The 17,772-nt window shown below is 37.5% G+C and carries 9 protein-coding genes and 2 pseudogenes; 6 read left to right on the top strand and 5 right to left on the bottom strand.

The window, feature by feature from the left end; genetic code table 11:
• Nucleotides 1-39: 39 nt before the first annotated feature.
• Both F960_RS10270 and F960_RS10265 read left to right on the top strand, forming a co-directional pair.
• Complete coding sequence (locus F960_RS10270; protein WP_004863651.1) at nt 40-972, top strand: family 2A encapsulin nanocompartment shell protein; 933 nt, start codon at nt 40-42, stop codon at nt 970-972.
• Nucleotides 947-2,887, top strand: coding sequence for a family 2A encapsulin nanocompartment cargo protein cysteine desulfurase (locus F960_RS10265; RefSeq protein WP_004863649.1), 1,941 nt, complete (start codon nt 947-949; stop codon nt 2,885-2,887). The genes F960_RS10270 and F960_RS10265 overlap by 26 nt, the downstream gene beginning before the upstream one ends.
• Nucleotides 2,888-3,044: 157 nt before the next feature.
• Here F960_RS10265 and F960_RS10260 read toward each other — a convergent pair whose 3' ends face one another.
• Nucleotides 3,045-4,277: an MFS transporter gene (locus F960_RS10260; protein WP_004863647.1), complete on the bottom strand. Its 1,233-nt coding sequence runs from the start codon at nt 4,275-4,277 to the stop codon at nt 3,045-3,047.
• Nucleotides 4,278-4,288: 11 nt separating this feature from the next.
• Complete coding sequence (locus F960_RS10255; RefSeq protein WP_004863645.1) at nt 4,289-5,206, bottom strand: amidohydrolase family protein; 918 nt, start codon at nt 5,204-5,206, stop codon at nt 4,289-4,291.
• Nucleotides 5,207-5,902: 696 nt separating this feature from the next.
• Here F960_RS10255 and F960_RS10250 point away from each other — a divergent pair.
• The gene (locus F960_RS10250; protein WP_020846422.1) at nt 5,903-7,195 is read left to right on the top strand and encodes a tyrosine-type recombinase/integrase; all 1,293 of its coding nucleotides are present in this window, start codon (nt 5,903-5,905) and stop codon (nt 7,193-7,195) included.
• Between the two features lie 1,329 nt (nt 7,196-8,524).
• Here the strand turns inward: F960_RS10250 and F960_RS10235 are convergent.
• Nucleotides 8,525-8,743: a hypothetical protein gene (locus F960_RS10235; RefSeq protein ID WP_004863638.1), complete on the bottom strand. Its 219-nt coding sequence runs from the start codon at nt 8,741-8,743 to the stop codon at nt 8,525-8,527.
• An 814-nt stretch (nt 8,744-9,557) separates the two neighbouring features.
• Here F960_RS10235 and F960_RS21845 point away from each other — a divergent pair.
• The 3 genes and pseudogenes from F960_RS21845 (at nt 9,558) to F960_RS10220 (ending at nt 13,782) form a co-directional block, all read left to right on the top strand.
• Nucleotides 9,558-10,766: pseudogene (locus tag F960_RS21845) on the top strand (IS256 family transposase).
• A gap of 299 nt (nt 10,767-11,065) precedes the next feature.
• Nucleotides 11,066-11,271 (top strand): annotated as a pseudogene (locus F960_RS23215) (transposase); the annotation flags it as partial.
• Nucleotides 11,272-12,162: 891 nt separating this feature from the next.
• On the top strand, nt 12,163-13,782 hold the full coding sequence (locus tag F960_RS10220; protein ID WP_004863627.1) for an oleate hydratase: 1,620 nt from the start codon (nt 12,163-12,165) through the stop codon (nt 13,780-13,782).
• A 553-nt stretch (nt 13,783-14,335) separates the two neighbouring features.
• On the opposite strand, the gene F960_RS10215 is transcribed toward F960_RS10220, so the two are convergent.
• Nucleotides 14,336-16,570, bottom strand: a complete 2,235-nt coding sequence (locus tag F960_RS10215; RefSeq protein ID WP_004863624.1) for a TonB-dependent receptor — start codon at nt 16,568-16,570, stop codon at nt 14,336-14,338.
• A 247-nt stretch (nt 16,571-16,817) separates the two neighbouring features.
• A complete protein-coding gene (locus F960_RS10210; protein ID WP_004863622.1) occupies nt 16,818-17,750 on the bottom strand; it encodes an IS5 family transposase in 933 nt (310 codons plus the stop codon).
• Nucleotides 17,751-17,772: the final 22 nt, after the last annotated feature.

Genomic DNA, 17,772 nt, shown 5'->3' with positions numbered 1-17,772 from the left:
ACTTTTAACACCACATATAAAGATGAGGATAGTATTTTCATGTCTAAAAATGCAGATAAAGTTCAGCTTGCACTGGGTGACCATGCAGCAAGGCAACTTGCCAATGCCACGAAAACCGCACCACAACTGTCAAGCATAACACCACGTTGGTTGACACATTTACTGCAATGGGTCCCTGTTGAAGCAGGTATTTACCGAGTAAACCAAGTCAGTAATACCGATGATATTCAAGTTGCCTGTACTCAACGCGATCAAGCAACATTGCCGCAAACCTTTGTGGATTATGATGCTGCGCCACGTGAATATTTTTTAAATGGCGTATCGACAGTTTTAGACATTCATACTCGTGTGGCTGATTTATATAGTAGCCCACACGATCAAATCAAAGAACAACTTCGCTTAACCATTGAAAGTATTAAAGAACGTCAAGAAAGTGAACTGATCAACAACCCAGAGTATGGCTTGCTGGCAAGCGTTTCAGATGATCAGCGTATTTCTACATTGAATGGTCCACCTACCCCTGATGATTTAGATGATTTGTTACGTAAAGTATGGAAAGAACCGGGCTTTTTCCTCGCTCATCCAGATGCCATTGCAGCTTTTGGCCGTGAATGTACTCGTCGTGGCGTACCACCGCCAACGGTAAGTTTATTTGGTTCTCAGTTTATTACTTGGCGCGGTGTTCCTCTTATTCCATCAAATAAAATCGCTATTGAGGATGGAAAAACCAAAATTATCTTGCTACGTGTTGGAGAAAAACGCCAAGGTATCGTGGGGTTATTCCAACCCGGACTGGCAGGCGAACAATCTCCAGGGCTATCTGTTCGTTTTATGGGAATTAATCGCAATGCAATTGCATCATATTTAATTTCACTTTATTGCTCATTGGCTGTTCTTACTCCAGATGCACTAGCCGTTTTAGACGATGTAGAGGTTGATAAATATCATGACTACCCAGTTAACTACAAATAATTTGAGTAGTGCAGGTGTGTCAGATTTGGGAAGTGTGACGCCCGTTGGCATCACACCACCCTCAAATTTTCCTGATGAAGCGACCTTGCAAAAATTGGCAAACGAATTCTTTTCAAATTTGCCAAATACAGGAAACTCGTCTGGATTAAATTTGGATCTGCCCAATTTTGCACCGCCACCTCATCCCCCTCAACCTGCTGAACCGATCGCAGCTTTGAGTGCACGTGCGCCCAATATTGCCTATCAGAAAAGTATCAATCCAGAACTTCCGGATCATATTCCCAATTATCCAGATTATCCTGAACGCCGGGCGATTGCTTCTGCACCTGTCATTGGTGGAGCCAACATTCCAAAGCCACCTTTTGAACCGCATGCTCCAGAAGTATTGAAAAATCCTGCAAACATTCCTCAGATTGAAAATGCTTTACCAAAAAATGATGCGAATTCGGGATTTTATTTTTTAAATGATTTTTCTAAGCCTGAAGTGACGCCATCAAATCCTGTATCGGATAATTATGCTATCGCTGAATCATTTAAGCTGCCGCATGGCGATGGTCTCAAACCATTGCTTGAAAATGATCGAAAATATGCACATCCAGAACAGTCTTTTTATTTTCTTGATTTGCCACAGCTAGAAAATAAAAAAGTGGATCAATCTACGTTGATTATTCCCTCTAGTACAGCTCAACCCTTAGATATTCAGCGTATTCGTCGTGATTTTCCGATATTGCAAGAACGTGTCAATGGGCGACCTTTGGTATGGTTTGATAATGCAGCAACTACGCAAAAACCGCAAAGCGTGATTGATCGGATTGCTTATTTTTATCAGCATGAAAATTCAAATATTCACCGAGCGGCACATGAATTGGCAGCTCGTGCTACTGATGCTTATGAACATGCACGCAATGTAGTGGCTCGATTTATCGGTGCGCCTTCGTCTAAAAATATTATTTTTGTGCGTGGTACAACCGAAGGGATCAACCTAATCGCAAAAACTTGGGGCGAGCAAAATATCACTGAGGGAGATGAGATTTTAGTATCGCATCTAGAGCACCATGCCAACATCGTTCCATGGTTTCAATTAACCAAAAAAACAGGGGCAAAATTGCGTGTCATTCCTGTAGACGACACGGGACAAATCATTTTAGAAGAAGTACCTAAACTGATTAATGAGCGAACAAAATTGGTATCCATTACCCAAGTTTCCAATGCATTGGGAACAGTTACCCCTGTGGCTGAAGTGATTCAAATTGCCCATGCCAAAGGAGTTAAAGTCTTGGTCGATGGCGCACAGTCTGTTTCGCATATGCCAACCGATGTACAAGCAATCGATGCTGATTTTTTTGTATTTTCAGGACATAAAGTGTTTGGTCCTACAGGGATTGGTGCAGTCTATGCCAAATCTGAAATCTTAGACAGCATGCCTGTTTGGGAAGGTGGCGGCAATATGATTCAAGATGTCACATTTGAACAAGTGGTCTACCAACCTGCTCCAAACAAATTTGAAGCTGGCACTGGAAATATTGCGGATGCTGTTGGTTTAGGTGCTGCACTCGAATATGTTGAGCAAGTCGGTATTCATAATATTGCTCGTTATGAACATGATTTGCTTGAATATGGTCAAAATGCTTTGGCAAGTGTGCCTCATCTACGTCCAATTGGTACAGCCAAAAACAAAGCCAGTGTCATGTCTTTTGTTTTGAAAGGTTATAGCACTGAACAAGTTGGGCAAGCGTTAAATCAACATGGTATAGCGGTTCGTTCAGGGCATCACTGCGCGCAGCCCATTTTAAGGCGTTTTGGTGTAGAGCAAACTGTTCGCCCTTCTCTAGCTTTCTACAATACCACTGAAGAAATTGATTTATTGGTTTCAGTATTGCATCAGCTAGCAAGGAATAAACATTCTTTTCAATAGTTTTTAAAAGCAGCGTGTCAATCGTTGGACTGGTGGATCACAATATCCACTCAGTCCAACAAATGTTTATGAGATCTAATAAATAGCTTCTATCTATAATCTATCCTTGTTTAGCAAGCCTTAGACATAGAATATTTCATCCACGACTAAACATCTGCTATGAATTATTTTCAAATAAATCCCGACCTTTGGTTTCTGGTAAAAATAAAGTAATCACGATCACCACCAGATATGCCCCACCAGCGAAAACCCCGATAGCCCACCCCAAACCATTTTTTTGCGCTAAAAAGCCGACTAATGTTGGAAATAATGCCCCAATTCCTCGACCAAAATTATATGCAAAACCTTGTCCATTGGCACGAAGCTCATTTGGAAATAGCTCGGTTAAATACGCACCTAATCCACTAAAAATACCAGAGGCTGCAAAACCAAGCGGAAAACCTAAAATCAGCATCAATTCATTGGTGAGCTGGAATTGAGTATAAAAATAAACACTGAGGCAACAAAGTACTGAAAAAATCAATAAATTTGCTTTACGCCCAAAGCGGTCCGTCATATAGGCACCTGTGATATAGCCAATGAACGAACCTAAAATAATCACCCCAAGATAACCACCTGTATTGAGTACGGATAAACCTTTTTCCGTCTTCAAATAAGTCGGTAACCATGTAGTAATCGCATAGTATCCGCCTTGAACACCAGTACACAATATCGCAGTAAGTACAGTATTTTTAATAAGTTTTGGTGAAAATATTTCCCAAAAACTTACTTTTGTCGTTGCCTTTTCTTTGGTTTGTTTAAAAATCTCAGGCTCGGGAACATGCTTACGGATATAAAGCACCAAAAATGCCGGAAGTACACAAATCCAGAACATTGAACGCCAAGCGATTTCGGGCGGTAATACTGAAAACGCAATGGTATACAACAGTGCAGCCATCCCCCAACCAATTGCCCAACCACTTTGCACAGTACCGACTGCTTTTCCACGATGTTCTGAACGAACGATTTCTCCCATCAATACAGAACCAACCGCCCATTCACCACCAAAGCCTAAGCCTTGCAATGCTCTAAGTATAAATAACTGCTCGAAATTTTGCGCGAATCCTATGAGTACAGTACATACCGAAAACCATAAAATGGTGTATTGTAAAATACGTACTCGTCCATATTTATCAGCCAAAATTCCCGCAATCCAACCACCCAACGCAGAAAATAAAAGGGTCACCGTACCAAGCATCCCTGCTTGGCTTTTTTCGATTCCCCAAAGTGTAATCAATGTCGAAATAACAAAGGTAAAAACCATAAAATCGAGTGCATCAATTGCCCAACCGCCAAATGCACCTACAAAGGTTTTCTTTTCTGTCGCGTTCAAATCCTTATACCAACGCATCATTATTCTCCTTAGTAAAGTTCAGCAAACCCATAGAGTTGTTGTGGATTTTTAACCAAAACCTGCTCGATATCTTGGGGATGGACGAGCCAGTTTGGAAATTGATTGAGCAAGGCACCAGTATCAGGCATTTGAGTTAAAGACACATGAGGCCAATCACTCCCCCAAACACATTGTTTCGGTGCAGTCATATACAGCTTTTTTGCCCAAGCATTTACATCTTGAAAATCAGGGAAATGTTCACTGATACGATAAGCACCAGATAATTTGACCCACCAACCATTTTCCTGCATTAAATGAGTCAATCCCTGCATAGCAGGACTTTCTAGTCCAGATGCAACAGGTGTATGCCCCATATGATCAACAACACCAATCACAGGTAATTTTTTTAAACGAGGCATCAATTCAGGAATATCAGCAGCATTCATCAAAAACTGCATATGCCATCCCAAAGGTTTGATTTTAGCTGCCAATCGCTCCATCGCATCAAAGCCAATTCCACCACCAAATAGCACATTGATCCGCAATCCTCTTACGCCCAATTCATGCATTTTCAATAACTCATTTTCAGAAATATCAGCATCAACCACGGCGATGCCACGCAAACGATCGGGATGGCGGGATAGCACTTCAAGCATGTAACGATTGTCTGTACCGTACACACTAATTTGAACCAATACGCCACGTGTCATTTGAGTTTGATCAAGCATATTCAAATAATCTGACTCAGTTGCAGGATGTGGCGTATAACTGCGATTTTCGACCATTGGATAGCTTTTCATATCATTAGCGACAACATGTGCATGTGTATCACAAGCACCATCTGGAACAGTAAAAGCAATGTCCTGAAATTGCTTTAATGGTGCTAAACAATATTCAAGATGTTCCGAACTGATAAGTCTATGATGAGAACTGTCGTATTTATTCATATCTTCCCTTTTGATCTGATTTCTTTTTCCCTTACATGAGATGTTCATTTCATATAAAAAGCTTGATCCCAAATGAAATAAACTCGAAACTTCGTTATGTATATTTGCTTAATAATTATACTAGCATGTTGCATGCAATAAACAATCTTTTATTTTAATCAGACAAAAAAAGCCAAATAAAAATTTGGCTTTGAAAATAAAAATACTGATAACTCTTTGAAGATATATAGCTAATTTAGCAAAGCAAGTGAATACAACTCCACACACCTAGGTTTCATTCTCAGGGTTTTAGGCATTATTTTGTTTTATTTTCTACCGCATAATTTGACAGAGTATTTCTATATTATTGAATCAAATATTACTTCATAAATCCTAATCGGGCATAAGCTTTAAAGCTAAGGTGATGATGATATATACATGTTTAGCTTTGTTTGAAAATACACGTTTTTATTATACATAATGATCAACTTATACTGTTGATGCTTAAATAATAAAAAAGCCCTTGTAAAAACAAGGGCTTTTTTAAGAATATGGCGGAAGCGGTGTCCGTATAACACCTGTATTATGCCGTCCAACCCAATCCAACATAAATCTATTTTTCAATAACTTATGTAAATGTTAATCTAACCACGTCTTGCCAAACCCAATCATTTCCAGTATTCTATGTGGGTTTTTATGTGGGACAAGAACAAGCCTATGCCTAAGAAAGCCAAAGAACTCTCTGCGCTCAGTGTAGCAAAAATCAAAGGAAATGGAAGGCATGCTGTAGGCGGTGTCAATGGTTTGCACCTGCGTATTGTCAACGACTCTCGTGCTTGGGTTCTACGTGTTGTTGTAGGTCAGCGCTTTGATGAAAATGGCAAACAGCAACTTCATCGCCGTGATATTGGATTGGGCTCTTACCCAGAAGTGTCACTAGCCGAAGCAAGGGCTAAAGCTCATGAAATGAAAGCCCAAATCCGAAATGGGAATGACCCTATCAAACAAAAACAAGATCAACTTCAAGCTTTACGTATTCAAAAACTTCGTAATCGTACTTTCCGTGAATGTGCTCAGATTGTAATTGCCAATAAATCACGTGAGTTGAAAAATCAGAAACATATTGCTCAATGGTCGACCACGTTAGAAACTTATATCTACCCTATTTTAGGTGACCGTGTGATTGGCTCTATTAATAAAGTAGATATTGCCAAAGTTTTGGAACCCATTTGGGCTGAGAAGAACGAAACAGCTAAACGTATTCGTGGTCGTATTGAGACTATTTTTGATTATGCAAAGGCTATGGAGTATTTTGTCGGTGATAACCCTGCTGAATGGAAAGGTAATCTTGAACCTATTCTAGGTAATTTAAAACAGATATCACGCCCTCACCCTTCTTTACCCTATGATCAGGTAGCAGAATTTGTTCAGCATCTGCGTCAGAAAGATAGCATTTCACCCAAAGCTTTAGAATTTGCAATTTTAACGGCATGTCGCTCTGGTGAAATCTTTGGTGCTAAATGGCAAGAAATTGATTTTGAATCTAAAGTTTGGACTATACCTAAAGAGCGTATGAAAGCGGATAAGGAACATCGTGTTCCCTTATCCCAAGAAGCCATCACCTTGCTTAAATCCATTAAATCCTATACCCAACCTCAGGATTTTATCTTCCCAGCTCCGCGTGGTGGTGGCATGCTTTCTGATATGTCACTAACAGCATTAATTAAACGTATGCATGAACAAAAACTTAAAGAAAATGGCTTAGGCTATATTGATCCTAAACAAAACCGAGTAATTACAACACATGGTTTCCGCTCTACTTTTCGTGATTGGTCAGCCGATAAGACGGATTACCCTAGAGAAGTTTGTGAGCATGTACTTGCCCATAAATTACCTGATGAAGTTGAAGCCGCCTATTTACGTGGAGCCTATCTTGAAAAACGTAAAGCACTTATGGCAGACTGGGCTGAGTTTTGTAGTACTCACTTTTTACTAGACAGCATTCGTTAAAAAGGAAACTAGAAAAAATGGGACTGTTCTAAATTAAGTTACTATTTTTGTGCCTATTCCTGACTTCTAATTTTTTGTGATCCAATAAAACGATTTAGACCGATTCCTTTTATCTTTGAACGACCTTTTGTAGAGGAAAAGTATGGACCACCATGAAATTTAAAAAAGTATTTTTTTGAGTCCCTCTGCTCAATTATGAGTTCACCAACATTTTTTCTTTGCATCAATCTTCGTAATAAATTTTTTTCACGTTTAGTAAGCTCTTCCGTAAATTCAGAGTTGTATTTATTACGCCAATCGTAGTCGAAAAATTTCTCTACATCAGGATAAATCGAAATAAAAGCTAGACGTACTCCCCTTTTCAGTTCTAGTTAAGTCTACATCATGTATTAATAAGTCCTTTATTTAATTTAAAATACCACTATAACTATTGGCAATTTGAATATCTTCTAAACGAATTATTTTCTGCATTTTTGTTCAACCAATGACATTGTTGCTCAAACCTATATCTAAAGGCTGATTACCAAAACATCTAAATTTACTGACAGCCAGATCATGGCTATATTAACAGAAGCAGTTAGTCACAACAGAAGCTCCCAGTAAGCCCGTAAGAAATACTGAATATTGTCCCAAATCTTAATCACTGCTTCATAAATTTCATGCCAGCTCATTACGTATAAATCTCGAAAATTCTTAATTTTTCTTATTGTCCACCTAGTCGTTATTTATTTTCATTATTCACTTTTTCACACTTATCAAAAAAGCCCACTGAACGTGAGCTTTAAAAGATTGATGAGCTTAATACTAAATCAGCATTAGAATATTAAATTAATCCAACTATTACCCATAATACCTCTAAAATTTTTATTCTAATTCTAAAATTTCATTCCTCGTTAGAAGTACTGATGCAATTATTGGTAAACCAAAACATATTGGTATTAATAATATCCAGTATTCAATTGGTGCATTATTAAAAAATGCTTTGATAAAAATTGCACCTAAGATTAATACAGAAATAAAGATACTTAAAAATTTAAATGTGAATTTTAAAAGCATACCAGGCACCTACCTATTTTTTTTAAGTATATGCTCTTTAAACCACATTAGTCATTATATTTATTGATAATATGTATAAAGTTAAATCATAATTTAGATAAAAAATACCTACATCCACTGTAGGTATACAAACTTGAATTTGTGCCCGTCTTTCCGAGCTGCCAATCGAATTAATTTAAAATATATTTTCTTCAAAAAATTGCTCATGTCAAGATTTTCACAGGATAATATTTGATCAAAAAAACTCATCTGAGATGAGTTTTTTTTAAATAATCAAATTAATCTATACAAATTATTTTGACCTGCATAAAAGGACTTTCCATCCAAGTTAAACTGAAAAAATTCACCTGATTCAACTTGAATTTGCTTACCCACTTCAACCCAAGTTACGCCATCTAAATTGTTCTGTTTACGATTTAAAGGTGAGATTTTCACTCGGATCTTTTCGCCATTTGTAGCGATAGCTGTCATCCAGCCATTTAAAATATTCATTTTCACTCATTTGATTGAGCTTTTGTAAAACAAGGTAATAACTAACTATTAAGACTTAGAGAGAGGAATTAATCTGATAGGAAGAGGCTCTCGCCTACAATTTACATTTTACATCAGCATACTATTAATATTAGAGAACCCTACAAAGTTCATTGTGGGCTCCCTGATCGGCATGTTGCAAAATCATGCTAAGCGTCATCTGTTTGAATTTAAATCTTTTTGAAGGGAATACGCTATTCCAAATAACAATTCAAACACCACCGTTTTGCATACGGATTCGATCAAAGTCACCTTACCACAAATTCTGATTTTGTGTTGGATAATATACATTCGCTTACTATTAATGCAAAAAGCCCACATTTCTGTGAGCTTCTACTCGTCTTTCCGAGCCGTCAACAAATTCACAATTAAACCTCAACTGAGAAAGTTTCTCATATTGACCTAAAAAATTAATATTTTCAACTTCTTTATGCAAAAAAATACCCATAATATGGGGTAATTGTGGGTATATAAACTGAATAAAAAGATACTTACCCAATCTTAGCTTAAAGTAAGTATTGAAACTGATAATAAAAAATACCCACGTATTGGAGTCGGTGGGTAGGAAATTGAAACTGTTTTGAGGCGGTTGAATACATAAATGGCCAATCTATCACAAATATGCCATACCATGTATATACAGTCAAGAGTTGTTATCTTCAGAATCTTTGATTTCTATAAATTTATCAATTTTAAAATGGGGACTGTTCTAAATTTTGTGTAAGTACTTAATTTTCATTTATCCTGAAAAGGATAATTACAAAAGGTACTTCACATGGATGAAGCAACAATCAAAAGTATGGCTGCTGAATTGGCTAAGGGTTTAAAAACACCAGAAGACTTAAACCAAATGACAGCCATATTTAAAAAGTTCATGATTGAAACTGCACTCAATACAGAGCTTTCAGATCATCTTGGTTACGAAAAGCATCAGCCCAAGAAAGGCTCAAACAGCCGAAATGGTTTTAGCTCTAAAACCGTTTCAACTCAAGATGGGCAACTGGCTTTAGATATTCCCCGTGATCGAGACGGTTCATTTGAGCCACAAATTATCAAGAAGCATCAAACGCGCATTACCAGTATGGATGACCAAATCCTTTCACTGTATGCAAAAGGAATGACCAATAGAGAAATTGTCGCATTCTTCAAAGAAATGTACGATGCAGATGTCTCAGCATCACTCATAAGCAAAGTTACCGATGCTGTGATTGAGTAAGTGACTGAGTGGCAAAATAGAGCATTAGATAGTCTGTATCCAGTCGTCTATCTCAACTGTATCGTTGTAAAAGTCCGTCAACACTCCAATGTAATTAACAAGTTTGTATACCTTGCTTTGGGCATCAATATGGATGGGCAAAAAGAATTACTCGGTATGTGGATTGCCCAGACAGAAGGTGCCAAATTCTGGCTATCCGTCATGACAGAACTCAAAAATCGAGGGGTACAGGACATTCTTGTTGCCTGTGTAGATGGGTTAAAAGGCTTTCCTGACGCGATTGCCTCTGTTTATCTTCACACGGACATTCAGCTGTGTATCGTGCATGTTGTACGCAATAGTCTGAGATTTGTAAGCTGGAAAGACTACAAGGCTGTTACAGCTGGTCTTAAAGCGATCTATCAGGCAAGTACAGAAGAAAATGCCTTAAAATCTCTAGATATCTTCTGTGATCAATGGAATCATCAATATCCGAAAATTGGAGAATCCTGGAGAACCAATTGGGAAAATATCCGTACAATATTTAGCTATCCAGCTGAAATACGCCATGCGATTTATACAACGAATGCGATTGAATCGTTGAATAGCGTGATCCGCCATTTAACCAAGAAACGAAAGATCTTCTCTTCTGATGATTCAGTCAAGAAAGTCATTTACTTAGCAACAACCAATGCTGCCAAGAAATGGACAATGCCAATTCAAAATTGGCGTTTAGCGATGAATTGGTTTACGATTCAGTTCGATGATCGATTAAAAGATCATTTATAAAAAATGGAACTTACACTAAATAATTTACAGGCTCTATAAATTCCATACTTTTTAGTCAAAAAGCCCAAGAGTAGAAGTAGAAGTAGAAGTAGAAGTAGAAGTAGAAGTTTTAAAACAAGCTGCTTCGTAATTCTTCAACAAATACGAAGCATATTTTTGCTCACTATCTTGAATTTAACTAAAGCAAAGTATTTGAAGTGGAACATTTCATTGCATCTAGTGTAACTTGCTTAATAAGAATGAGTGGTGCATTTCGAGGGAATATACACTAAGGGCTTATTCAGCAATATAATTCTCAGATGAATAAGTCTACAACTAAAAAAATATCGTACAACCAATTGGTCCTCTTATAATCGAGCATTAATAAATCGAGGAAATATCTTAATTTGGTTTGATCCTGAGACTCAATGGTATGCTCAGCCACAAGGCAAGCATGGTCGAAATCAAACATATTCTGATACGCCTGTTCAATGCTGTTTTAATGATTAAATCTATATTTCGATTGTATTGACGGTCTGATCAATGACTTTGTTCAAAGTACCATTTATCTTTGGAAAAACTGGTCAGGCAATCATCGTCAAAGTTTGCTAGAAACCAAGATGCATTGCATAAAATTATTAGGTGATAGGCTTAGTTCAAGAAACTTTCAAGGTAAGTTAATGAAATCCATGCACGAGAGCCTATTTTAAATTAATTTACGGAATTTGCCCCCACAAAAAAACTCAAGTTGGACCTTGAGTTTGGTAGGATTAAGTGAAATGTACCTTTGAGATGTTTGTGCTACAAAGCCCTTCATAAATAGGATTTCCCACTTAATTGATTAATCCTGTATCTTCAGCAACATTATTTTGTTCAATTCTAAATAAAGTGATTCCTGCAATAAGCCTTTGATCGAAATATTACCTTTAATTCCAATTTCATAGTTTTCCTAGAATTGGACTTAGAAGCATATTATTTACATCTTTTGCGCTTTGTGGTTTAAAAATATCTGATCAGTAAAGATTTTATGCAAAACAAGGTTGCTACGATATTCACTTTATTAAGTAATTTTCACGTTTATATTTCAATATATGGACCATATATTTATATCTTTTAAATGACAAAAGAAAGCTTATTTTAAAGCACATTCTTTATATACAAAAAATATGATTGAAATAGAGTGATTACTCTATAAAAACAATATAATCAATAATTTAAATTATACTTTGTTTTAATAAAAATACAAATGTGTATTAAAAATAACCATTACTTATATTTTTTTGATTATAAAATATAATGAGTAAATTGCTTTCCATTTCATACATTTTTCATATATAAAAAGACATACTATTTTTAAGGTTTTACTAAATCACAATTTTTACTTCATAGTTTTTAACATCATTATTAAAGGTGAACCATGCAAAAGAAGAAACGTACCCCATTAGACGCACAACAGTCTCATCTTTGGATTATTGGTGGTGGTATCGCAGGTATGGCTGCTGCTGCATTTGCAATCCGTGATGCCAAAGTTCCTGCCAAAAATATCCATATTTTAGAAGAACTCGATATTTCAGGTGGCTCGATGGACGGTGGACATACCCCGCATGCCGCACAAGCTTGGGTGACACGTGGCGGACGGATGCTCACCGATGAAACGTATCTATGCCTATGGGATTTATTTTCCAGCATTCCATCTTTGGAAAACCCAGACATTTCGGTGCGTGAAGAGTGTCATGAGTTTAATGAAAAGGTGAAAACCCATGCCAACGCGCGTTTAATTGACGCCCAACATGTCATTACCGATGCAGCAAAGCTTGGGCTGAATACGCTACATCGTGCACAAATGCTCCGCTTATTGGCTTCAAAAGAAGAGAAAATTGGTAGTCGTCGCATTGATGAGTTTTTTGATGAGGCTTTTTTTGAAACCAATTTCTGGCGCATGTGGCGCACGACCTTCGCTTTTCAAAAATGGCACAGTGCAGCAGAGTTAAGACGCTATTTCTTACGTTTTATTCAAGAACTACCGCGCATTCATACTTTAGCAGGTGTGAAACGCACCAAGTACAACCAATATGATTCAATGATTCTACCTCTACAGCATTGGCTAGTCGCACAAGGTGTCGATGTGCGTTTTGGACACTATGTCACAGATGCAGACTTCATTACCAATGCTGAAACCCAAGAGCGCCATGCCTCGCGCCTATATGTACAATTGCCTGAAGGCACAGATCAAATTAATCTGAAAGCCAATGATTTAGCCATTTTCACTTTAGGCTCTATTACCGCAGACTCACGTTATGGTGGTAATCATGACGTACCTGCCCTCATTCGCAATCGAGAAGATCATGGCTGGACGCTTTGGGAAACTCTGGCACAAAAAGCCCCAGACTTTGGCCGTCCAATGACTTTTTATGGCAATGTTGATGAACATAAATGGGAGTCATTTACTCTGACCATGAAAGATGACGTGCTACTTAAACGTATTATTGACTATACAGGCAATGAACCGGGTACAGGCGCACTGATGACTTGGTACGAGTCGGGTTGGCATTTATCCATCGTAGTTCCCGCACAGCCACACTTTGCCGACTTACCTGAAGGTTTATATACCTTGTGGGGCTACGGTTTCCAAATTGACCATATAGGTAATTACATCAAGAAACCAATGTCTGAAGCTACAGGACATGAAATTCTATCAGAGCTGATTAAACAACTCGGTTTTGACGACATTTTAGATCATGTTTTGGCAACGACTGATGTTACCACTGCCATGATGCCTTATGCTTCTGCCCTGTTTGCCTGCCGTAAACCGGGAGATCGTCCGCAAGTGATTCCGCAAGGCTCGCAAAACTTTGCTTTCCTTGGACAGTTTGTGGAAATTGAAGATGACGTGGTCTTTACTGTGGAATATTCAGTTCGTGGGGCGATGCTTACCATTTATGAATTCTTTGGGGTGGAACGTGAAATCCCTGAAATTTACAATGGTCTACTTGACCCAAAAGTTGGTTTGAAAGCTTTGGAAACAGTATTCCACTAAGTTTTTAATATATAGTAATAAAAGCACGCTTCTGTGCTCTTATTACTAAACTGGTAATGACTCTTGGTGCTATAAACAGAGTAAAAAGAAGCAAAATAACTGATCAAATTTTCACGCTATTTTAGTGGTCAATTTTCAATGCTTATTGACATTATATAATAAAAATCTACTAAGTTTTTTGTAATTTCGAGTAAATCTAGCACTCTCATATGCTCTCTAATAAATCATCGCATTTCTCAATTAAATAAATGTAAAAAAGAATTTAATCTTTTTATAACTTGTATCAATAATATGGCAATCCCTAATTTATTTTTCGTTTTATCAAATCAGACAATACTTCAAGATAAATAATTGAATATTAATTTAATTTAAAAATAAAACAATATAGCAGTTATCAAATTTTAGTGAGACAATTAAGCATAGAGGCTGATAATAACAATATGAATTCAAATCAATGAGTATTATGCTTATCACTAAAAATGTAAACATAATACTCAGATATTAAAGTTTTAAATCACCAACTATTTCTAATTCTAAACAACTGATCTTTCACTTAATAATTTCTCGTATAACTCACTGCAAATGTCCGTCCTTGTGCAGGAATAGACAGTAATGGATTTGCATTTGTTACACTTGCTTGCTGGGCAAATACGGTTTTATATTGGCTTGCCCAAAGGTTATAAACACCAAAATCAACCCGTCCTTTTGCCAATGGGAAATGTGCTAACACATCCATCGTTGCGTAACCTTTGATGTTTGCAGCACTATTACTGTCATTTTTAATCGCTGTCACAAGTGCTGGATTATTATTTGTTTTCGCAAGTGCAGCCAATTTTTGATCATCTTTATAGGCTTTATCTGTACCTCCTACAGCTTGAGCCTGAACTCGAATACCGTAACCCTCATTGTTGTCCCATTCTGCGAAAAGTGTGCCTTTCATTGGAGAGATGGTGAATGCATTCAACTCGTGCCAACTATTTGCAGCATCTTTATATTGCCCACGGGTATATGCCAATGTTCCACCCACTTTATAATGCTTCATAAATGGATAGCTTGCCGTTGCTTCAGCACCATAAATACGTTGGTCTGTATCCACAATATTGACAGAGCGGTCTGAGTTAAATTGGACAACTTTATCAGAAGTATTATAGAAACCAGTTAAACCTAGATTTAGACCATTTTCAGGATTTAAACGCCATCCAAGTTCATAACTATTGACTGTAATGGGTTCAATTCCTGATGTTGTTAAAGTATAGGCAGCAACATCACGCAAAACACGTTGCACATCAGGATAACTAAAGCCTTGTGAGAAATTTGCATAAATTTGCTGTGCATCTGTTAGTTTGTATACAGCGCCTAAATTAAACAAAAATTTATCTGAATCAGTCGAATCTGATGACATCAATGTCACTGGATTACGCGCAGTCAAATAACTATCTGTATCCGCTTGAACATATTGATAACGCATACCTGCCTGAACATTTAAACGGTCAGTTAAAGTGTAATCGCCTTGTAGGAAAGCTCCGATATTTTGAATTTGAGTATTTGGTCCCTGCCCCTGAGTTTTACCCGTAGGCGTATACACTAAACCATTTTGACTTGGTTTTAATAAATCAGCCCATTGATGATCTTTTTCCCAATCATAATCAATACCATAAGTCAGTTTCAAATCACGCGCAGCCACTTTCAAATCAGACTGCATCGTTGAACGAATGCCTGCATAATCTACATTTGACTGACTTTGCTTTAAATCAGTTCCATCTTTTGAGTATCCGTATGGTATAAAACGAGATTTTTCATTTCGATAATAAGCATCAACATTCAATGTTTGACCTAAAAAATCCTGATTTTGGTATTGAGTATTAAATAGATAACGCTCAGTAAAAGGTTGATTTGGCACACTCCAACCTTTTATTGCTTTATATGATGGAAAACCACCTGTTTTTAAATAAGAATAATCAGGTCCATAATCTGTATCTTGTTTATCTTTATAATACTGTGCCCCAAAGCTCAAACTTTGCGTATCGGTCAAATTAAAATTTAAACGCCCATTAATATCAATGGTTTCAGTATCCATGGTACTACCTTGCCATGGACTTAACGAAATACGATCATCATTTCCATCAAACTGGGACCCAGTATTTGTATAATCCACACCTAAAAAGCCATCTACTTTATCTGTCGCAAATGAAGCTGCTTGCCCCAATTGATAAGCTAAACCATCACCACGAAAATTATTTGCAGACGTGATCCCAACTTTACTTTGAAAACTTAACGGTTTTGATTTATCCGCTCGTTTAGTAATGATATTGATAATCCCACCCGTTGCTCCAGAACCATAAATACTGGTCGCACCAGACACAACTTCAATATGGTCAATCATATCTGGACTAATACTGTTCAGCTGCCGTGCAACATCACGCGAACCCGTTTGTGATACACCATCAATCATGACCAAGACATTACGTCCACGCATAGTTTGACCATAATTACTGGTATTTCCGCTACTTGGCGCTAGTGATGGAACCAATTGTGCTAAAATATCTGAAACTTTTCTTCCTGCTCCAGATTGTTGCGCGACTTCTTGTCCACTAATGGTTTGCACAGTTCCTGCAATTTCAGCAATACTTTTTGGTGTTCGAGTTGCGGTTCCCACGATAGCGGGAAGTTGAACAACATTGTTATCTGACTTTGATCGAGAATCTATACTTGATGTGCTGTCATCTGCATACAAATAGCCATTCATCATGGTTGTCATTAGGCACAGACTGAGTTTTGACAGACGCATTTTTATCCTCATTATTGTATATGTAAATATTAATGTGAATCATAATCATTTGAATTAAGGATGTAAAACATTTTATTTTAAAGGCTATTTGCATTATAGGGTTGAAGTGGAATCAATTTTCATCCACTTCAATAATCACAAAAATATCGACTAAAGTTGGAATATGACTTCCAAACTCACGTTTCTTCACTACACGGCTTTGTTGCATAAAGGATTTAAAGGCAAAGTTCTCCTAGGCGCCTCAAATTTAAGTGACAACTTGAGTATGAGGTCGGCCTAATTCTGTAAATTTATTTAAAATAGCTATACGGGCATGTACCTCATTGACTTGGCTTTGAAAGTTCCTAGCACTGAGTTTATCGCCTAATAATTTGATGCAATGCATCTTAGTTTCGACCAAACTTCGGTGATGATAGCCAGACCAGTTTTTCCATATAGCCCTGCCCAAATGTTTAACTGTTCGAAGCAGTTCATTGCGTTCCAGCGAGCTAATCTTTGTATCTTTCCCAGGTTTAGCATTTTTTCTGGGTGGGATTACTGTATGAGCTTGCCGATCGGAAATCACTTCTCGACATTGTTTCGTATCATAAGCTCCATCAGTATAAACGGAATCGATTGGTTCATCTGGTGGAATCTGATTAAGTAAATCACCGAGTACCTGAGAATCACTGACGTTGTTTGTAGTAAGCTGAACAGCACGTATTTGCAGGGTTTCAGCATCGATACCAATATGTAATTTACGCCATTGTCGACGATATTCAGGCTGATGTTTCTTACGTTTCCACTCACCTTCACCTAAGAATTTCAAACCAGTAGAGTCAATCAGTAGATGGAGTCCACCACTACTTCTTTGATAGCAAATCGAAATATCAATATGCTTTTGTCGTCTACAAAGGGTGGAGTAATCTGGTGCTGTCCAATTCAAGCCACAGAGTTTAATCAGGCTTTGAACAAAGCCAGTAACCATACGTAAAGAAAGACGGAATAGAGATTTGATCATTAAACAGCATTGAATCGCTGTATCGGAATAAGTTTGATTTCGTCCTTGCTTGCCTTGTGGTTGTGCATACCATTGCGTCTTAGGATCAAACCAGATTGAAATATTTCCTCGCTTGATTAAAGCTTGGTTATACGAGGACCAATTGGTTGTACGATAGATTTTAGGTGTAGGCTTCTTCATCTGGAAATTATATTACTGAAGA

This window comes from Acinetobacter gerneri DSM 14967 = CIP 107464 = MTCC 9824 (assembly GCF_000368565.1).
GTDB lineage: Bacteria > Pseudomonadota > Gammaproteobacteria > Pseudomonadales > Moraxellaceae > Acinetobacter > Acinetobacter gerneri.
Note: the sequence above shows the minus strand (reverse complement) of the source record. Positions and strands in the feature narration are given on the sequence as shown.

Bases quoted from the DNA above. Each gene is read 5' to 3' on its own strand.
- F960_RS10270 (WP_004863651.1), top strand. From the start codon at position 40: ATGTCTAAAAATGCAGATAAAGTTCAGCTTGCACTGGGTGACCATGCA.
- F960_RS10265 (WP_004863649.1), top strand. From the start codon at position 947: ATGACTACCCAGTTAACTACAAATAATTTGAGTAGTGCAGGTGTGTCA.
- F960_RS10260 (WP_004863647.1), bottom strand. From the start codon at position 4,277: ATGCGTTGGTATAAGGATTTGAACGCGACAGAAAAGAAAACCTTTGTA.
- F960_RS10255 (WP_004863645.1), bottom strand. From the start codon at position 5,206: ATGAATAAATACGACAGTTCTCATCATAGACTTATCAGTTCGGAACAT.
- F960_RS10250 (WP_020846422.1), top strand. From the start codon at position 5,903: ATGCCTAAGAAAGCCAAAGAACTCTCTGCGCTCAGTGTAGCAAAAATC.
- F960_RS10235 (WP_004863638.1), bottom strand. From the start codon at position 8,743: ATGAATATTTTAAATGGCTGGATGACAGCTATCGCTACAAATGGCGAA.
- F960_RS10220 (WP_004863627.1), top strand. From the start codon at position 12,163: ATGCAAAAGAAGAAACGTACCCCATTAGACGCACAACAGTCTCATCTT.
- F960_RS10215 (WP_004863624.1), bottom strand. From the start codon at position 16,570: ATGCGTCTGTCAAAACTCAGTCTGTGCCTAATGACAACCATGATGAAT.
- F960_RS10210 (WP_004863622.1), bottom strand. From the start codon at position 17,750: ATGAAGAAGCCTACACCTAAAATCTATCGTACAACCAATTGGTCCTCG.